The organism is Marinobacter subterrani (assembly GCF_001045555.1).
GTDB lineage: Bacteria > Pseudomonadota > Gammaproteobacteria > Pseudomonadales > Oleiphilaceae > Marinobacter > Marinobacter subterrani.
Map to the genome: position 1 here is coordinate 3,308,214 of NZ_LFBU01000001.1, position 18,600 is coordinate 3,326,813.

Annotated in this window: 17 protein-coding genes and 1 pseudogene; 7 read left to right on the forward strand and 11 right to left on the reverse strand. The window is 60.5% G+C overall.

The annotated features are described in order from the left end of the window. Positions 1-30: 30 nt before the first annotated feature. Complete coding sequence (locus tag msub_RS15390) at positions 31-741, forward strand: DUF3047 domain-containing protein (protein WP_048496825.1); 711 nt, start codon at positions 31-33, stop codon at positions 739-741. 20 nt (positions 742-761) lie between these two features. On the opposite strand, the gene msub_RS15395 is transcribed toward msub_RS15390, so the two are convergent. From msub_RS15395 to msub_RS22395, 4 genes and pseudogenes are all read right to left on the reverse strand, one after another. Beyond that, positions 762-1,598 carry a substrate-binding periplasmic protein gene (locus msub_RS15395; protein ID WP_082146507.1) on the reverse strand — a complete coding sequence of 279 codons (837 nt, stop codon included), beginning with the start codon at positions 1,596-1,598 and terminating at the stop codon, positions 762-764. Between the two features lie 92 nt (positions 1,599-1,690). Further along, the gene (gene nhaB, locus msub_RS15400; RefSeq protein WP_048496827.1) at positions 1,691-3,196 is read right to left on the reverse strand and encodes a sodium/proton antiporter NhaB; all 1,506 of its coding nucleotides are present in this window, start codon (positions 3,194-3,196) and stop codon (positions 1,691-1,693) included. A 260-nt stretch (positions 3,197-3,456) separates the two neighbouring features. Beyond that, positions 3,457-3,621: pseudogene (locus msub_RS21245) on the reverse strand (acyl-CoA dehydrogenase family protein); the annotation flags it as partial. Beyond that, positions 3,590-3,712: a hypothetical protein gene (locus msub_RS22395; RefSeq protein WP_264750626.1), complete on the reverse strand. Its 123-nt coding sequence runs from the start codon at positions 3,710-3,712 to the stop codon at positions 3,590-3,592. The pseudogene msub_RS21245 and the gene msub_RS22395, both read right to left, overlap by 32 nt. Before the next feature lie 353 nt (positions 3,713-4,065). On the opposite strand from msub_RS22395, the gene msub_RS15405 reads away from it, so the two are divergent. From msub_RS15405 to msub_RS15425, 5 genes are read left to right on the forward strand one after another with little or no spacing between them, the layout of a single operon-like run. Beyond that, the gene (locus tag msub_RS15405; protein WP_048496828.1) at positions 4,066-5,730 is read left to right on the forward strand and encodes an AMP-binding protein; all 1,665 of its coding nucleotides are present in this window, start codon (positions 4,066-4,068) and stop codon (positions 5,728-5,730) included. A gap of 36 nt (positions 5,731-5,766) precedes the next feature. Then, a complete protein-coding gene (locus msub_RS15410; RefSeq protein ID WP_048496829.1) occupies positions 5,767-6,534 on the forward strand; it encodes an SDR family NAD(P)-dependent oxidoreductase in 768 nt (255 codons plus the stop codon). A gap of 45 nt (positions 6,535-6,579) precedes the next feature. After that, positions 6,580-7,362: an enoyl-CoA hydratase-related protein gene (locus msub_RS15415; protein WP_048496830.1), complete on the forward strand. Its 783-nt coding sequence runs from the start codon at positions 6,580-6,582 to the stop codon at positions 7,360-7,362. A 57-nt stretch (positions 7,363-7,419) separates the two neighbouring features. Beyond that, positions 7,420-8,559, forward strand: a complete 1,140-nt coding sequence (aliB, locus tag msub_RS15420; protein WP_048496831.1) for a cyclohexanecarboxyl-CoA dehydrogenase — start codon at positions 7,420-7,422, stop codon at positions 8,557-8,559. 23 nt (positions 8,560-8,582) lie between these two features. After that, positions 8,583-9,059 carry a MarR family winged helix-turn-helix transcriptional regulator gene (locus tag msub_RS15425; protein WP_048496832.1) on the forward strand — a complete coding sequence of 159 codons (477 nt, stop codon included), beginning with the start codon at positions 8,583-8,585 and terminating at the stop codon, positions 9,057-9,059. Between the two features lie 123 nt (positions 9,060-9,182). On the opposite strand, the gene tkt is transcribed toward msub_RS15425, so the two are convergent. The 6 genes from tkt to msub_RS15455 form a co-directional block, all read right to left on the reverse strand. Further along, positions 9,183-11,159, reverse strand: coding sequence for a transketolase (tkt, locus tag msub_RS15430; protein WP_048496833.1), 1,977 nt, complete (start codon positions 11,157-11,159; stop codon positions 9,183-9,185). After that, on the reverse strand, positions 11,156-12,301 hold the full coding sequence (locus msub_RS15435; protein WP_048496834.1) for a glycerate kinase: 1,146 nt from the start codon (positions 12,299-12,301) through the stop codon (positions 11,156-11,158). Before msub_RS15435 ends, tkt begins: the two co-directional genes overlap by 4 nt. 10 nt (positions 12,302-12,311) lie before the next feature. Continuing rightward, positions 12,312-13,292 carry a D-2-hydroxyacid dehydrogenase gene (locus msub_RS15440; RefSeq protein WP_048496835.1) on the reverse strand — a complete coding sequence of 327 codons (981 nt, stop codon included), beginning with the start codon at positions 13,290-13,292 and terminating at the stop codon, positions 12,312-12,314. Positions 13,293-13,418: 126 nt separating this feature from the next. Beyond that, positions 13,419-14,171, reverse strand: a complete 753-nt coding sequence (locus msub_RS15445) for an SDR family NAD(P)-dependent oxidoreductase (RefSeq protein ID WP_048496836.1) — start codon at positions 14,169-14,171, stop codon at positions 13,419-13,421. A 52-nt stretch (positions 14,172-14,223) separates the two neighbouring features. After that, positions 14,224-15,255, reverse strand: a complete 1,032-nt coding sequence (locus msub_RS15450; RefSeq protein WP_406564707.1) for a transketolase family protein — start codon at positions 15,253-15,255, stop codon at positions 14,224-14,226. A 2-nt stretch (positions 15,256-15,257) separates the two neighbouring features. Next, a complete protein-coding gene (locus msub_RS15455) occupies positions 15,258-16,106 on the reverse strand; it encodes a transketolase (RefSeq protein ID WP_048497154.1) in 849 nt (282 codons plus the stop codon). 199 nt (positions 16,107-16,305) lie between these two features. Here msub_RS15455 and msub_RS15460 point away from each other — a divergent pair, with 199 nt between their 5' ends. Continuing rightward, positions 16,306-17,292 carry a LysR family transcriptional regulator gene (locus tag msub_RS15460; protein ID WP_048496838.1) on the forward strand — a complete coding sequence of 329 codons (987 nt, stop codon included), beginning with the start codon at positions 16,306-16,308 and terminating at the stop codon, positions 17,290-17,292. A 36-nt stretch (positions 17,293-17,328) separates the two neighbouring features. On the opposite strand, the gene msub_RS15465 is transcribed toward msub_RS15460, so the two are convergent. Continuing rightward, a complete protein-coding gene (locus msub_RS15465) occupies positions 17,329-18,585 on the reverse strand; it encodes a TRAP transporter large permease (protein WP_048496839.1) in 1,257 nt (418 codons plus the stop codon). Between the last annotated feature and the right edge of the window lie 15 nt (positions 18,586-18,600).

Sequence of the window (18,600 nt, forward strand, 5' to 3'; positions counted from 1 at the left end):
TGCCCCGAAATCTCCCGGAGTGAATAACCTATGCGGGTTGTATGGCTATTGTTGATCTCTTTTACTTGGCCTGTCCTCGCCAGCAGCGCTGAGGGCACCCGGATTGAGAACTTTTCCTCTATTGAAACGCTGCAACCCGCTTGGGAGCCCCTGAACTTCCCCAAGATCGAGAAGCACACCCGCTACGAGCTGGTCACCGAGGACGGGATGCAGGTGGTCAAGGCCGCCACATCTGGTGGCGCCTCGGGCCTGATCGCCCGGGTGACTATCCAGCCTTCGGAATCGCTGGTATTGCGATGGCGCTGGAAGGTCTCCAATGTGTTTGAGCAAGGCAATGCCCGGAAGAAATCCGGCGATGACTACCCGGCGCGCATCTACGTGGCTTTCCAGTTCCAGCCGGAAAAGGCCGGTTTTTTTGAGCGAGCGAAACGTAAGGCGGTGGAAGTGCTGTTCGGGGAGTCACTGCCGGGCAATGCCCTGAATTATATCTGGGCCAATACCCTGCCGAAGGGGGAGTTTGTGCCCAATCCCTACACCGAAAAAACCGTGATGATTGCCGTTAACTCGGGGGCCACCAACGTCGGCGAGTGGGTCACTGTGGAAAGGGACATTGTGGCGGATTACCGCAAGGCGTTCGGTGAAGCACCGCCACCGATCGTGGGCATCGCAATCATGTCGGATTCGGACAACACGGGTGAAACCGCCACGGCGTGGTACGGTGATATCCAACTGAACCAGTGATCCGCCACCGCGGCAGCCGGCTAACGCAGATGCTCCGGAAAACCGGGAATCACATAGCCGCCGGTCAGTTCCCGTACCGGCGGCACCTCCCCCTTCTCGACCAGGCGCAGGTAGGCATCATCGAATTCGTTGCGCAATATCGCCGCGCGCGGATTGGCCAGAGAGAATAGCCAGGCGGTGTTGCGCGTCCGGACTTTCGACTCATGCACGATGTTGTTTGCGCCCCCATTCAGGATTTCCTGAACCGGCGCCTGGTAATCCAACAGATAATCGCCCCGATTGCGCTTGAGCATATCCACCGCGGATCGGTGATTCGGCGCTTCGGTCAGTCTGATGCCCGGCTTCCGCTCCAGCCAGCCGAGCAGGCCACCGTAGGTATAACCGCCAATCACAATCACCCGCTTGCCCTGCAGCTGGTCAAAATGCTCGAGTGGCTCTGTGCCCTCTCGGTACCAGGCACTTAACTGAACCTGGAACGGACTGACCCAGCTTTCCAGCACCTCGCCCTCCAGCCTGGGCACCTCGGTAACCCCGGGCCAGACATCGATGGTTCCGTTGATCAGATAGAGGTAGACCCGGCTCACCGGCAGGTAAATGAAATCCGGCTGGTAGCCGGCCTCCGCAACCACCTTGCGGGTAAGCTCGATAAAGCGGCCAGCCGGCGTGCCATCGGCAGCCTGGTAGCTCAGCGGAGGGAATTCGAGATAGGCCACGCGAAGGGTTTTTTCAGCACCTCCGGCCTGAGCGACCGCTTGTGCCGATACCAGGCAGGCAATGAGCAAAGCCAGTACCCGTGCGGATTGAAAAAGCCCGGGCAAAGGAAAAGCAGACGGGTAGACTGAGAAAATACTGCGCATGGCGTCCGGAAATTTTGGTATGTTCGCGCAAAGATTAACAGACTGGCGCAAATCTGCACTGACACCCCACGCAAAAAAAACCGGACAGATTGTCAAATATGGTTAATTACCATGTACAGGCCGACCCCGCTCATCACCACCGTGTAGGGGAACGCCATGACAACCATCCTGCCATAGGACAGCCGCACCAGAGGCGCCACGGCGGACGTCAGCAGGAACAGGAACGCAGCCTGGCCATTGGGTGTCGCCACGCTGGGCAGATTGGTGCCGGTGTTGATGGCCACCGCCAGATCGCGGAAATGCTCGACACTGATGGCCCCGGCATCCAGCGCCTGCTTGACCTCGCTGATGTAAACCGTCGCCACGAACACGTTATCGCTGATCATCGAGAGAAAACCGTTGGCGATGAAGAACATGCCCGGCTGCTGGCTGGCCGGTAATGACAGCACGTAATCGATGATCGGTTTGAACAGATGCTGATCGTGAATCACCGCCACCACCGCGAAGAACACTACCAGCAGGGAGGTAAACGGCAGGGATTCCTGAAAGGCCTTGCCAATCTGGTGCTCGTCGGTGATGCCGGTAAACGAGGTAATCAGGATGATCACCAGCAGGCCGATCAGGCCGACCTCGGCCAGATGAAACGCCAGCCCCGCCACCAGAATCAGTGCAGCGGCGGCCTGAACCCACAGGGCTGCCTGGTCTGCCTTGGTCCGCTTGGCGCGTTCGTTGTCGGCAAACTCCTCGAGCACCCGGCGAACGGGTTTTGGCAGCCGCCCGCCATAGCCAAACCAGCGCAGCTTTTCCAGAGCCCAGCAGGTAAACAGCCCGGCCACCAGCACTGGCAGGCTGACCGGCGCCATGCTCATGAAGAAACCGGCGAAATCCCAGCCCACCACCTTGGCAATCAGCAAATTCTGGGGCTCGCCGACCATCGTGGTGACACCACCCAGCGCGGTTCCCACGGCGCCATGCATCAGCAGGCTGCGCAGGAAGGCCCGGAAATTCTCAAGGTCTTCCCGGTGCAGCTCGATCACCTCTTCGTCGCTGCTGGTGTTGTGGTCGGCATGCTGGTAGCCCTTGCCGGACGCCACCTTGTGATACACCGAAAAGAAGCCGACGGCCACGGAAATGATCACCGCAGTAACGGTCAACGCATCGAGAAAAGCCGACAAAAGCGCGGCCGCGCTGCAGAACAGCAGCGACAACGCTGACTTGGATCGAACGCCGACCAGAATCTGGGTAAAGGTAACCAGCAGCAACTCCTTCATGAAGTAGATACCAGCCACCATGAACATCAGCAACAGGATAACCGGGAAGTTGGTGAGCACTTCCAGGTAGACAGCCTCCGGCGAGGTCAAGCCGATGAGCAGGGCCTCTACCGCCAGCAGGCCACCGGGCAACAGCGGGTAGCATTTAAGCGCCATGGCCAGGGTGAAAATGAATTCCGCGATCAGCAGCCAGCCCGCAGTTCCGGACCCGAGGGTGTACATGACAATCGGATTGACGGCGAGAAATAACAGGATGACCTGTTTGTACCAGACGGGTGCCTTGCCGAGGAAGTTATGGGTAAAGCCGGAGATAACGGTAGTTGGCATTGCGGACTTCTTCTGAAAAACGGTTTATTGGAATTGTGTGGCAGAAGGCCCGCCTCTTCCTTGATATTTGTGTACCGGAATCTGATTCGACGGTACGTTTCCTGACCCTGATTGGCCCTGATAATAGCAAGAAGACGAGAAAAAATCGGCCACGCCGTATTTTCAGGTGATGTTACGCAATTAGAATGGCCAGAGCGACCGCAGGTTAATTGACGTCCGGCACCCTGCGGTCGCTTTGGCGAAAGCCGTCACCATTCCGGTCAGAAGAAGGCCTGGATTCCAGTCTGCGCACGGCCGAGGATCAGGGCGTGAACGTCGTGGGTGCCCTCGTAGGTGTTGACCACCTCCAGGTTCACCAGATGCCGCGCCACGCCGAATTCGTCGCTGATCCCGTTACCACCGAGCATGTCCCGGGCCAGGCGGGCGGGCACTGTCGCGCACCATGCGTTCCTCTTCGGTCAGCTGCTGGTCCAGCAACAGCGGGTCTTCCCAGTTGAAACTTGCTTGGTTGGCCATGTCGGTTGCCTCCGTTTGTTGATCTTGTGTTGATAGTGGACTGTCAGGCCCCTGCTGTGAAGTCTGCAAGAGGGCCAGATGAAGGCCACGCCCTACGGCTTTTCAAGCAACATGTTGCTGTATTTCATAACCATCTCCACTAATAGGAAATTTCTTATTCCTGTTTTTATAACTTTAAAAGAAATTACCTGAAGTGCTCATTGCGATTCAAAAATAGTATACCCAAATATTTTTTAAGGAAACATGTTGCTATATTATTTTAAGAAGGCGTATGTTGAAACTGACAAGGCAACGACCTGCTTTTGCGGTCAGGCCACCCAACAAAAACAAACCGGACACAACAGGTGAATCAGATGGATACAGGCATCACTCTCAATCCGGAACGCCGTGCCGCCATGGTGGAAAGCGGCGCATGGAACGACCTACTCATCACCGATTATCTTGACCAGGCTGTAGCCAACAGCCCGGACCGGGCGGCCATTGTTGGCTATCAGGTAACCGGCGATACCCGCACCGCACTGACATACCGGGAGCTCAATACAACCGTTACCCGCATGGCCGCCGGACTGGCCGGCCTGGGTATCGGAAAAGGCGATGTGGTGGCCTGCCAGTTGCCGAACTGGTGGCAAACCACCGCCCTGCACCTGGCCTGCATGCGCATCGGCGCCATCCTGAACCCGCTCATGCCGATCTTCCGGGAGCGGGAACTGCGCTTCATGTTGGGGCACGGTGAGGCAAGGCTGCTGGTGGTCCCCAAGGTGTTCCGCAATTTCGACTACGAAGCCATGGTGGATGGCATCCGCCCGGAATTGCCGAGACTGGAAACCGTGCTGGTAATCGGCGGTGAAGGTGAGCGCAGTTTCGAACGGCGTCTGCTGGAGACGCCCTGGGAAGAGCAAACGGACACGGAGGCGTTGTTTGCCGAACGCAAGCCCGGTCCCGACGAGGTGATCCAGATTCTTTACACTTCTGGCACCACCGGTGAGCCCAAGGGTGTCATGCATTCCTCCAACACTCTGTTCTCCAACGTGCGGCCCTACGCCGACCGACTGCACCTGACGGCCGACGACAAGGTACTGATGGCGTCGCCCGTTGCCCATCAGACCGGCTTCCTCTACGGCATCATGATGCCCATCTACCTGGGAACCACGGCCATCCTGCAGGACATCTGGGATGCCGATTTTGTGTGCAAGGTCATCGCCGCAGAACAGACGGCCTTCACCATGGCCTCCACCCCGTTCCTGGCCGACCTGGTGAAAACCGCACCAAAACACCAGGGCGATCTCGACTCGCTGCGCATCTTCGTCTCTGCCGGTGCCCCCATTCCCAGCGCCGTGGTGGAACAGGCAAGCAAGACCCTGAAAGCCAAAATTGTCTCTGCCTGGGGCATGACCGAGAACGGCGCCGTAACCATGACCTGCCCGGAAGATCCAGCCGAGCGCGCCAGCCAGTCAGATGGCAAGGCGCTGCCCTACATGGAACTCCGGATCACCGACTTCAAGGGCAACGAACTCCCCGCCGGCGAAGAGGGCAACCTGCTGGTTCGGGGCGCGAGCCTGTTCCTCGGTTACCTCAAGCGCCCGGAACTCTATGGCGTGGATGACGATGGCTGGTTCAGCACAGGCGACCTGGCGCGCATGGACAAGGACGGCTACATCCGCATCACCGGCCGCACCAAGGATGTAGTGATCCGCGGTGGCGAGAACATCCCCGTGGTTGAGGTAGAGAACCTGCTCTACAAGTTCCCCGGCATTGCCGATGTGGCTTTGGTGGGTTGCCCGGACGAGCGCCTGGGTGAGCGCCTGTGCGCCTATGTCACCCTCGACGAGAACGCCACCGACCTGACCCTTGACGAGCTCAAGAGCTACCTGACCAAACAGCAGCTTTCCAAGAGCTACCTGCCGGAATACCTGGAAGTGATCGAGGCCATGCCCCGCACCGCCTCCGGCAAGATCCAGAAATTCAAACTGCGGGAACAGGCGAAAGAAGTGCGCCTGGAACCGGCCAAACGCGCCTGACCCGACCCATTACTCTGAGCAACAGGAGAACAACCCATGAAAGGCCTTAACGGAAAAACAGTCATTGTTACCGGTGGTGGTGGCGGCATCGGCCGCGCGGTATCCCGGCGCTTTGCCGAGGAAGGCAGCCTGGTTGCCGTCCTGGACCGTGACGAAGCCACAGCCCAGGCCACGGTGGATCTGATCACCGAGGCAGGTGGCAAGGCCAAAGCCTACGCCGCCGACATCACCGATTACGCGGCCATTACCGAGACGGTGGCGGCCATCGAAAACGATCTGGGCGTGCCCACGGTGCTGGTGAACAACGCCGGCTTCGACCGCTTCATGCCGTTCCTGAAAACCGAGCCCAAGCTCTGGGATCAGCTGATTGCGGTGAATCTCACCGGTGCCCTGAACATGCACCACGTGGTGTTGCCAAAGATGATCGCCGCCGGTGGTGGCAAGGTCATCAACGTGGCCTCCGACGCGGCCCGGGTGGGCTCCTCCGGCGAATCCGTCTACGCCGCCTGCAAGGCCGGCCTGGTGGGCTTCAGCAAGACCGTGGCACGGGAACTGGCCACCAAGAACGTGTGCCTGAACGTGGTCTGCCCCGGACCCACCGACACCGCGCTGCTCAAGGGCGTGGCGGAAACCGCGCCGAACCCGGAGAAGCTGCTGGAAGCCTTCCGTAACGCCGTGCCGATGAAGCGCCTGGCCCAGCCGGAAGACTACCCCGGCATCATCGCCCTGCTCGCCAGTGACGACGCCAACTTCATTACCGGCCAGGTGATCAGTGTGTCCGGCGGCCTGACCATGGCTGGCTAAGCGGCCCTTTCCACACATCAAGACAACGAATCAGGAGCACGCATCATGAACTACGAAGACATTCTCTACGACGAAACCAACGGTGTCGCCACCATTACCATCAATCGCCCGGACCGTTACAACGCCTTCCGCGGCCAGACCTGCATGGAACTGCTGGACGCCTTCAACCGCGCCGGCTGGAACAAGGACATCGGCGTGATCGTGTTCACCGGTGCCGGCGACAAGGCGTTCTGCACCGGTGGTGACCAGGGCGCCCACGAAGGCCAGTACGACGGCCGCGGCCTGATCGGCCTGCCGGTGGAAGAGCTCCAGCGCACCATCCGCGAAGTCCCCAAGCCGGTGATCGCCCGGGTCAACGGCTTCGCCATCGGCGGCGGCCACGTTCTGCACGTGATCTGCGATCTGAGCATTGCCTCGGAAACCGCCATCTTCGGCCAGGTCGGCCCGAAAGTCGGCTCGGTGGATCCCGGCTTCGGCACCGCCTACCTGGCGCGGGTCGTCGGTGAGAAGCGCGCCCGGGAAATCTGGTACCTGTGCCGCAAGTACAGCGCACAGCAGGCGCTGGAGTGGGGCCTGGTGAACGCCGTGGTGCCGCCGGAGCAGCTGGACGAGGAAGTGCAGAAGTGGTGCGAGGAAATCCTTGAGAAGAGCCCCACCGCTCTCACCATCGCCAAGCGCTCGTTCAATGCCGACAGCGACAACATTGCCGGCATCGGTGCACTCGGCATGCAGGCCCTCAGCCTGTACTACGACACCGACGAGTCAAAGGAGGGCGTGAAAGCCTTCAAGGAAAAACGCAAGCCGGACTTCCGGAAATTCTACAAGTAAGCGAATCGCCCCGGCGGCCCCATGCCGCCGGGTCACCGACAACGCCCGGAGAACACCATGAATTTCGCATTTAACGAAGAACAGAACGCGATTCGCGACGTTGTGGCCCGCTTCAGCGCCGAGGTGCTGGCTCCGGGCTACCGCAAGCGGGATCAGGAAGGTGTCATCGAAAAGGATGTCATCCGCCAGCTCGGCGAGATGGGGCTGCTTGGTGGTGAACTGCCGGAAGAATTCGGTGGCAGTGGCATGGACTGTGTCACCAGTGGCCTGATCATCGAGGAAATCTCCAAAGGCGATTTCAACGTTGGCTACATTCCGCTGCTGACCTCCCTGAACGGCCAGATCATTGCCAGCCACGCCGCGCCGGACCTGGCGAAGGAGTGGCTGCACGGCATGACCACCGGCCAGAAAGTGGCCTGCATCGCCCTGACCGAGCCCCACGGCGGTTCCGACGCCGCCAACCTGCGCCTGAAGGCGGAGAAGAAGGACGACGTTTACGTGCTCAACGGCGAGAAAACCTCCATCTCCATGGCCGACCAGGCCGACGTGGCGGTAGTCTTCGCCCGCACCGGCACGGTCGAGCAGCGGGCTTCCGGCATCAGCGCTTTCCTGGTGCCGATGAACAGTCCGGGCATCACCACCACCCGGTTTGAAGACAACGGCCAGCGCGCCATTGGCCGTGGCTCCATCTTCTTCGACAACGTGGAAGTACCTGCCCACAACATGATGGGCGACGAGGGCAAAGGCTTCAAACAGGTGATGCAGGGCTTCGACTACAGCCGCGCCCTGATCGGCCTGCAGTGCCTGGCGGTGGCCCAGCAATCCCTGGATGAAACCTGGCAGTGGCTGACCGAGCGCAAAGCCTTCGGCCAGAACCTGTCAGCCTTCCAGGGCCTGACCCATCCGCTGGCCGAATACCAGACCTACGTTCATGCCGCGCGCATGCAGTGTTACCATGCGCTCTGGCTCAAGGACAACAACCTGCCCCACAACGCCGAGGCCGCCATGAACAAATGGTGGGGGCCGAAGCTGGCTTTCGACGTGGTGAAACAGTGCCTGCTGGCCCATGGCCATACCGGCTGGGGCGAGGACCTGCCCTTTGCCCAGCGGTTGCGGGATGTCCTTGGCCTGCAGATTGGCGACGGTACCGCGCAGATCATGAAAAACATCATCGCCCGCGAATACCTGCCCGGGTGAGGCAGCGTGAAACAGGAGAACCAATGATCGTCAACGAATCCGGAGGCATACCCAACCGCCTGTTTTTCCGGCTGTTCCAGACCGGCAACATCCTGCAGCGGCAGGTTCAGAACGAAATGGGCATCAGCGCCGTGCAATGGGCCGTGCTGGGGGCGCTGTCGCGGGAAGGGTTCGAGGAAGGCACCTCCTTCAATCAGCTCAAGGAATACCTGTTCGTCAGTCGGCAGAATCTGGACGGCGTTCTGAAGCGCATGGAGCGGGACGGCCATGTGGTTCGCGTACCCGACCCCAGCGACGGCCGGGCCCGGCTGGTAAAACTGACCGACAGCGGCCAGGTGTTCTGGAACAACCTGCAGGGCACGATTGCGGAATTCTATCAGCAGGCCCTACAGAGTATGAGCTTTGATGACGGGGTCAGCCTGCTGCACCTGCTGAAAAAACTGCAGCAGGACATGACCGCCATTTCCCTGACCTCCGCTTCGGCGGATCTGAACCGGTAAGACACCGACGTCTTCACGTTGCGTTTGGCGCCAAAGTAACAGAACTCCAGGCTGTTGTAGCAGGACGCCACGTAACGCCCACCCAGGCCGGCGGTGTTGCCCTGCCGGTAGGCATCCGATTTTTCAAAGGTTGCGCTCAACCTCTGCCACAACCGCGGCAGGATTGATACCAAAGTGATCATAGAGCTCCCCGGCAGAACCGGAAGCACCGTATCCCGTCATGCCGACAAAGCCGCCCGTGCCCAAGTATCTATCCCAACCAAAACGCAGTGCCGCTTCAACACCCACCCGAACCGTTTCCTGGCCAAGAACTTGCTCGCGATAGCCAGGCTCCTGCTGATCAAACAGTTCCCAGCACGGCATGGAAACCACGGCGGTCGGCAGGCCCTTGCGCTGGAGTTCTTCCCTGGCCGCCAGGGCGACCGAAACCTCTGATCCGGTGGCCAGCAAGGTAACGGCCCGTGCCCCGCCCTCGGCTTCCAGCAGCACATAGGCGCCACGGCTGGAAAGGTTTTCCGCCAACCGGGTGTGACGAACCACGGGCAGTTCCTGCTTGGCAAACACCAGGGTATTGGGTCCTGATTTGTGCTCCAGGGCCAGTTGCCAGCACTCGGCGGTTTCCACGGCATCGGCGGGTCGAAACACCCGCATGTTGGGCATGGCGCGTAGCGCGGCGAGGATCTCCACCGGCTGGTGCGTCGGCCCGTTTTTACCAACGCCGATGGAATCGTGACTGAAGACGTAATTGACCGGAAGCCCCATCAATGCAGACATCCGCATGGCCCCTCGCTGGTAATCGGAAAACGCCAGGTAGGTCACCGACAGTGGGATCGCCCCGCCATGGGCGGCGATGCCGTTGGCCATGGCGCCCATCATGTGCTCACGCACGCCACAGTGGATATAGGAACCGGAGCGATCAGCGGCCGTGAAGGCGCTCAGACTCCGTTTGTGGGAGGTGGGCGCTTCAAGGTCGGCACAGGCCACCAGCCGTTCAGGCAGCACCTCAACCAGCAGATCGTTGATTTCCGCCGAGGCGCTGATGCCCGGCCTGGGCGTGTTCTCCTCGACCACCCGCTGTTTGTAATCGTGCAGGACCGTCTCCCAGCCCTGGGGCAGGTCGCCGGCCAGAATCCGGTCAAAGTAGGCACGCTGTCCTGCGGGCATGGCGTCCAGCCGTTGCTGCCAGGTGGCGTAATCGTCTTCGCTTCGGCGGCCCGATGCCCGCCAGCAGGCCAGTATGTCATCGGGGATGGAAAAGGGAGCGTGGGGCCAGCCGAGGAGCTTCCGGGCCGCCCGCGAATCCTCGGAAGACAGCCGGGCACTGTGGCCGCCACGGGTACCCTGAACCCGTGGTACACCGCAACCAATCACGGTGCGGCAGGCCAGCATCGAGGGCCTCGGATCCTTTTTCGCCTCGGCAATGGCGTCCGAGACGGCCTCAAGATCGTGCCCGTCCAGTTCAATCACATGCCAGTGCGCCGCCCGGAACCGGTCCGCCAAGTTCTCGCTGATGGCGAGGCGGGTGTCGCCATCGTCGGTCATCCGGTTGTCATCCCAGAACAGGATCAGCTTACCCAGTTGCAGGTGGCCCGCCAGCGAAATCATTTCCTGGCCCATGCCTTCCTGCAGGCAGCCATCGCCAACAAAGGCGTAGGTGTGGTGGTCGACAATGTCCGCGCCAAACCGTGCGCCCAGCGAAGCCTCCGTAACGGCCATGCCCAGGGCGTTGCAGATGCCCTGGCCAAGCGGCCCGGTGGTGACTTCAATACCGCTGTCGATATCAAACTCGGGGTGGCCGGCGCAATGGGAGCCCAGTTCCCGGAAGGTCTCGATCTGGTCCAGCCCGATCTTTTCGTAACCGGTGAGATACAACAACGAATACAACAGCATCGAGCCATGCCCGTTGGACAGCACAACCCGATCCCGATCCGGCCAGTGCGGGTCGGCGGGGTTGAATTTCAGGTGCCGGGTAAACAGGGCGGTGGCAATGTCCGCCATGCCCAGCGGCACGCCCTGGTGGCCCTCCTGGGCCTTTACGATGGCATCAATTGAAAGAAATCGGATGGCGTTGGCAAGGCTTTTGGAATCGGGGTTGTTCATCGGTTATTTTCCATTCCGGTGTACCAGGTCGCCGCCAGGTTGCGGGCGGCGAATCGTAGATTCTCTTCGGCGTGCGCCAGGGCCTCTGGCAACGTGGTGGCGCGGCGGACGATGCTGTGGACCGCCACGATGCCCTGGTCAAACAGAGCCTCAGCGCCTTCGTTGACGGCGCCGGCGAGGGCCAGTACCGGAACGCCAGCCGCCTTCGCTCTGCGGCTGACACCCACCGGGGTCTTGCCCCGCATCGTCTGGCCATCCAGGCATCCTTCCCCGGTAATCACCAGATCAGCGCCTTCGAGGTGTCGGTCGAATTCCAGCGTCTCGAGCACAATGTCGATACCCGGGCGCAATTCGGCATTGAAGAAGCCCAGGAAAGCCGCCCCCAGTCCACCGGCGGCGCCGGCGCCAGGGAGATCGACAATCCTTCTGCCAGTGGTGTTAAACGCCACCTCGGCAAACCGTTCCAGACAGCCGTCCAGATAACTCACCATCGCCGGGTCGGCGCCTTTCTGGGGCCCGAAGGTGGCGGACGCCCCGTGTTCGCCAATCAGCGGGTTATCCACGTCGCAGGCAACCCGGAACCGGACCTCGGCCAGTCTGGGGTCAAGCGCGTCAAGATCGATGCGCCGGAGATTGGCAAGGGCGGCGCCGCCAGGTGGCAGCTCCCGGTCATCGGCGTCAAGGAATCGGGCGCCCAGGGCCTGGAGCATGCCGGCCCCGGCATCGTTGGTGGCACTGCCACCGAGGGCAATGACAAACTGCCGGGCGCCCCGATCAAGCGCCTTGGTGATGAGTTCGCCGGTGCCCCGCGTGGTGGTCAGGGAGGCATCCCGTGCCTGCGGGGGTATCAAACACAGCCCCGAGGCTGCCGCGCACTCGATGATGGCCGTGCGGCCATCCGCCAGCATGGCCCACCTGGCCTGGACCGGGTCTCCAAGTGGCCCGGTGGCGGTTTCACAGAACCATTCGCCAGCACGGGCGGAGACCAGGGCCTCGGCGGTCCCCTCTCCGCCATCACCTGCCGGCAGTTCCACCAGGTCGGCCAACGGCACAACCGCCCGAAAGCCTTCGGCGATGGCCCTGGCCGCTTGCCGGGCCGTGAGGCTTTCCTTGAATGAATCCGGGGCAATCAGAATTTTCATAGGAGGTCGCTCAGACGAGGTCACGACGCTTGGCATGAACCACCGTGCGCACCGGTTCATCCCCCAGAAAGGCCTCAATGCTGTCCACGACCTGTTGCCAGAGGGACTGCATGGCCTCCTCACTGGCCCAGGCAACGTGCGGTGTCAGAATGACATTGGGGCGATCCAGGATGGTCAGCAGGGGGTTGTCATCCGCAGGCGGCTCTTGGGTCAGGACATCGAAGCCGGCACCGGCAATCAGTCCTTCGTCCAGGGCCGTCACCAGGTCCGCCTCGTTGACCAGACCACCCCGGCCGGTATTGATGACCAGGGGCCTGCGCTTCATTTTTCGGAATTCCGGCAGGGCAATCAGGTCCCGGGTGGTGTCGGTCAGCGGGGCATGCAGGGTGATGATATCGGCCGTTTCCAGCACCTCATCGAACGGGGTATAAGACCCATCGCGGACCCGCTCGCCCTTGCGGCCGGCGTACAGGGGTATCATGCCGAACGCTTCCGCCAGCTTGGCCACGCTCCGGCCCAGGGTACCGGCGCCGATTATGCCGATCCTCGAGCCGCGCAGGTCGCGGATCGGGTGGTTGAAGAAACAGAACTGGCCAGACGCCTGCCACTGGCCATCCATCACATCCTGACGGTAGCCAACCAGGGAGCGACGAAGCGCCAGGATCAGGGCCATGGTGTGTTCGGGCACGGTGTTCACCGCATAGCCCCGGACATTGGAGACAGTGATGCCCAGCTCGGCACAGGCCGCGGTATCGATGACGTCGTAACCGGTGGCCGCCACGGTGATGAACCTCAGATCCGGCAACTGTTCCAGGGTGGCACGCCGTAGCGGCACCTTGTTGGTAATGGCGACCTGGGCGCCCTGGAGCCGCTCGACCACCTGGTCTTCGGCGGTGGCGTCGTAGCATACCCAGTCGTGGTCGCCCCGGGGGCGGTTCAGGTTGACGCTGGGTCCGATGGTTTCGCGATCCAGAAATACAATGCGTGTCATGATCGTCGTCCCTTGAAACAAGGCCAGAGGCCTGGGAAAAAAGGCCGGAGGCGTGCTCCGGCCATAAAGGGATGGCCTGACCATCCTTCAGAGGAGTACCAAATCGTCAGACGTTGCGAGCCCGGCTCAGTGGATAAGGGAACCACCGTTCACATCAACTTCGGAGCCCGTCACATAGCTGGACAGCTCAGAGGCCAGGAACAGGCAGCACCCGGCGACTTCTTCGGCCTTGCCTGCGCGCCCCATGGGGATGCCCGCCATGACCTTGGCGTTCATCTCCTCGGTCATCTTGCCGGCGGTGATGTCGGTGGCAATAAAGCCGGGGCATACCGCGTTGGCCCGGATGTTGTCCGGCGCGAAATCCCGGGCCGTTGCCTTGGTCAGTCCCAGCACTCCGGCCTTGGCCGCCGAGTAATGGGGACCGCCGAACACGCCGCCACCGCGCTGGGCGGACACGGAGGAAATGTTTACGATGGAGCCGCTCTTGCGCGTCTGCATATGCGGGATAACCGCCTGGCTCATGTACAGGGTGCCCCGAAGGTTCACGTCCAGTACGGCATCGTAGTTCTCGGGCTCGATGTCCAGCAGGCGCACGGGCTGGGTGATGCCAGCGTTATTGACCAGGATGTCAATCTGCCCCCAGCGCTCAATCAGCGTGTGGATGGCGGTATGACAGGCGTCCCTGTCGGTCACGTTGCAGGCCAGGCCAACGTGCTGCTCGCCCAGGTCCCGGGCCGCCTCGTCCGCGGCTGTCTGGTCCAGATCGAGGATGGCAACGGTGGCGCCATGCTCGGCAAACAGCCTGGCAGTGGCCTTACCGAGACCGTTTTTGGAGGCTGCGCCGGTAATCACGGCAAACTTTCCGCTCAGAATACTCATAATGTCTTCACTCTTTTGTCGTTGTTAACGGGGTGGTTCGATCGCACGCTGATCAGCCCAGCCAGGCCTTGGTCTGCCGGATGATCGCGTCGGTGGAAATGCCATACTGGTCATGCAGCACCGGCAGCGCGCCGGCATCCAGGAACTCGTCCGGCAGGGCAATCTGGCGGAACGCCGGGGTGACCGAATTGCGCAGCAGGGTGCTGGCCACCGCTTCCCCAAGGCCGCCAATCACCGTGTGGTTTTCCGCCGTGATCACCAGGCGACCCGGCTTGCGGCAATGCTCAAGAATCGTGTCCACATCCAGGGGCTTGATGGTGGGTGTGTGCAGAATGCCCGCCTGGATGCCGTCTTTGGCCAGTTTGTCCGCCGCCTCCAGGGTGCGCATGGTCATGAACCCGGAGGAGATGAACAGTACGTCGGCGCCATCGCGCAGCAACTTGGCCTTGCCCAGTTCGAATGTGTAGTTCTCGATCTCCTGCAACACCGACGGCACCTTGCCACGGAGCAGACGCATGTAGACTGGTCCCCTGTGATCGGCGATGGCCTCCACTGCCTGCTCGGTGTCCAGGGCGTCGCATGGGTCGACAATGGTCATGTTGGGCAGGCCCCGGAAGATCGCCAGGTCTTCTGTCGCCTGGTGGCTCGGCCCATAACCCGTGGTAAGGCCAGGCAGGGCGCAGCAAATCTTGACGTTGAGGTTGTCCTCGGCAATGGCCATGGCAATAAAGTCGTAGGCACGGCGAGAGGCGAACACGGCGTAGGTGGTGGCAAAGGGTGTGAAACCTTCTTTTGCCAGCCCGGCTGCAGCCGATACGAACACCTGTTCGGCCATGCCCATCTGGTAGAAGCGGTCCGGGTAGGCCTCGGCGAACACATGCAAATCCGTATACTTGGCCAGGTCGGCAGAGAGGCCCACGATGTCTTCGCGTTCTTTGGCCAGCTCCACTAGCTTGTGACCAAAAGGCGCGGACACCGTTGGCATGCCCTCGGCAGACAACGAGGCGATCATCGCCGAAGTCAACTGGCGCTCACTGGCGTCTACCGGCTTGCGGGGTATCCACTTGGATTGACGGCGGCTCATACTCATGACGGTTTTCCCTCCTCAAGCACACTCAGGGCCAGATCCCACTCTTCCTCGTCAACGCGAACGAAGTGGGTAATTTCACGCGCCTCCAGGAACGGAACGCCCTTGCACATTTTGGTATCGCAGATAATGGCCCGTGGTTTGGCGCCGTCGTAATGGCGGGCCTTGTCGAACGCTTTGACGAGCGCTTCGATGTCGTTGCCGTCGACCCGCTGGGTGTACCAGCCAAAAGCCTCGAACTTGCCATCAATGGGTTCGGAGCTCAGTGTTTCGGTGGATTTGCCATCGGCCTGCTGGTTGTTGAAATCCACCAGGCAGATCAGATTGTCCAGCTTATGGTGGGCGGCAGACATGGCCGCTTCCCAGGTTGAGCCTTCGTTCAGTTCACCATCGGACATCAGGTTGTAAACAAACGAGGCAGACCGCTTGCGCTTCAGGCCCAGGGCCATACCCACGCCAATACCCAGCCCGTGGCCGAGGGAACCACCGGTGATTTCCATACCGGGTGTGTAGGAAGCCATGCCGGACATGGGCAGGCGACTGTCGTCGGTGCCATAGGTTTCAAGCTCATACTCAGGCAGAATCCCGGCTTCCAGCAGCGCGGCGTAAAGGGCAATTGCGTAGTGGCCGATGGACAACAGGAAGCGGTCACGACCTTCCCACTCCGGGTCTTCCGGATGGAACGTCATGGCATGGAAATAGGAGACAGCCAGCACATCGGAGACACCGAGCGCCTGACCGACATACCCCTGCTTCTGAACGGCGCCCATAAGCAGGGATTTGTGACGAATATTCCAGGCCCGCTGGGCGAGGCTCGGTTGGGCGCCATGGGTTAAGTTGGTAGTCATGGTGATATCTCTTGTTTTGCTCGAGGTATTTTTCAGGTCGTATTCTTGGTCGTTGTCGTTATCCATTCTCTTCTCTGTGTCTTTTTATTCAATCAGCTGGTCTTAAGCGTCTGTTAACCTATACTTAACAAATGATCGCCACCTGGGATGGCGACCAGGACCATTCAACACAACAACGACGAACGAGGTTGGTGACGTTATGTCCCGGGATCCCAGCCTGAATGGCATGATCTATTTTGAGGCGGTGGCACGGCACGGACGTGTTGCCAGGGCGGCCGACGACCTCAAGGTGTCGCCTTCGGCCGTCAGTCAGCAAATCAAACTGCTGGAGGAAATGCTTGGAGTAAGCCTGTTTCGCCGGGATAAACGCCAGCTAAGTCTGACCCTGGAAGGGGAGCAGTTGTTTATGGCTGTCACCTCCGCCTTTGGGCTATTGCGTGATGCCCGGCAGACCGTTTCCCGGCAACGAGACAGTCACCAGCTCATCGTTCGAATCATGCCGAGTTTTGCCGTTCGATGGCTGGGGCCCAGACTGGCGGGGTTTATATCGCAGAATCCGGAGTGGGACCTGAGAATCGATGCCAGTCCTGACCCATCCAACTTTGAACGGGAAGTCGTCGACTTCGATATCCGCTACAGTCCAACCCCCTGGGATGGGCTGCACTGCGAGGTGGTGTTGTCTGACTATGTGTTGCCCCTGTGCAGCCCGTCTTACCGCTTGAAACTACGCGAGGAACACGGGCCGGATGACCGGGAGATGCTGCAGAACGCACGGCTGATCGATAGCGTAAAAGCGGTCATTCAGTGGGATAACTGGCTGGCGGGTCACCGAATCGTCCGCTCCTTCAAGTCTGCCGCGCTGCGATTCGACCGGTCATCGATGGCCCTGCAACAGGCGGTTAATGATGTCGGCGTGGTGCTGGAATCAACCACGCTGGCCACACAGGAGTTACTGGATGGCTCTCTGGTCCCCCTCGTACCCGAACTGGGCGCGGTGAATTTTCCGGCCTACTGGATTGTCAGCCCGAGCCGTCACCGAAGCCGCAAGCTGGTTCAGGTTTTCAGGAACTGGATCATTGAGGAGGCGGAGGAGCATGAGAAGACGATCTCGGCGTTTCTGCAAAGCCATGACATCGCGGTCAACAACATCCCGGATGCCTTCAACAATATCTCGTTTCAGAAATAGAACCACACCGCCGATAGCGGCGTGGTTCTGGCCAGGTCAGTAAATCGTTAACGCGGGTACGTAGCTGATCAGGGCAAGGATCGCAATCGCCAGCAGATAAAACGGAACCAGTTCCTTCACGACACTGCCAACGGATGCCTTGGCTATTGTCGAAGATATATACAGCGTTGTCCCAACTGGGGGCGTATACAGGCCGATCGCCAGGTTGACCACCATGATCAGTCCAAGCTGAACGGGGTCAAGCCCGATGGCGGCGGCGATTCCGGTAAACAGCGGCCCGAGAAGCAGCACCGCCGCTGGTAAATCCAGGAACGTACCCACCAACAGCATGATCACATTCATGGCCAGAATGACCTGCCACGGCTCAGAAAGCGACCCGGTCACCCAGGCGGCCAGTTCCTGGGGGACCTGCTCCAGCGTCAGAATCCACTGAATAATGGAGGACGCCATGATGATCACCATAACCGCCCCGGTCATCACGCCGGTCTCCAGAATGGCCCGCAAGATTCCCTTCCAGTTCATATCCCGATAGATAACCGAGCCGACCAGCAGGGCATAGGCAACCGCCATCACGCTCACCTCGGTGGGCGTCGCAATGCCGAAGCGCAACGTACCGATCACGAAGATTGGCATCAGCAAAGCCGGAAAGGCATGCTTCAGCTCCGACTTCCACTTCGTCCAGCCACCCACGACCTCAGATGGCGGAAAGCCTCTCCGTACGGCGGCGAACCAAGTCAGTGCCAGCATACCGACGCCCAGCAGGACGCCCGGGAGTATACCGGCCACAAACAGATCAATGATGGAGGTATTGGACACCAGACCATACAGAATCAGAGGTATCGACGGTGGAATCAGCACCGACACGGTGGACGACGAGGCGTTCACCGCCGCTGCGAAACCCGCCGGATAACCTTCCTTTTTCTGTACCGGAATCAATGCATTGCCCAGGGCCGAGGCATCCGCAACGGCGGAGCCCGACACCCCGCCAAACATCACGGACCCCACCACGCTTACATGGCACATACCACCACGGAAACGCCCGACCAGCAGCTTGGCAAAATCCACCAGATGCTCACCGAAACGCCCGGACATCATCAGGCTGCCGGCGAGAATAAAGAACGGGATCGCCAGCATCGGGAAGCTCTGGGTGGGGGTATACAGCCGTTGTGCGAGAACCGCAAGCGACTGGCCCTCGAACATCAGGGCGATACCCGACGCACCGATCATCGCGAATGCAACTGGCACTGACACCAGAAGCAGAACAGGAAAAACCCAAATCAGTAAAGTCGCCATAGTTTATTCCCCCGC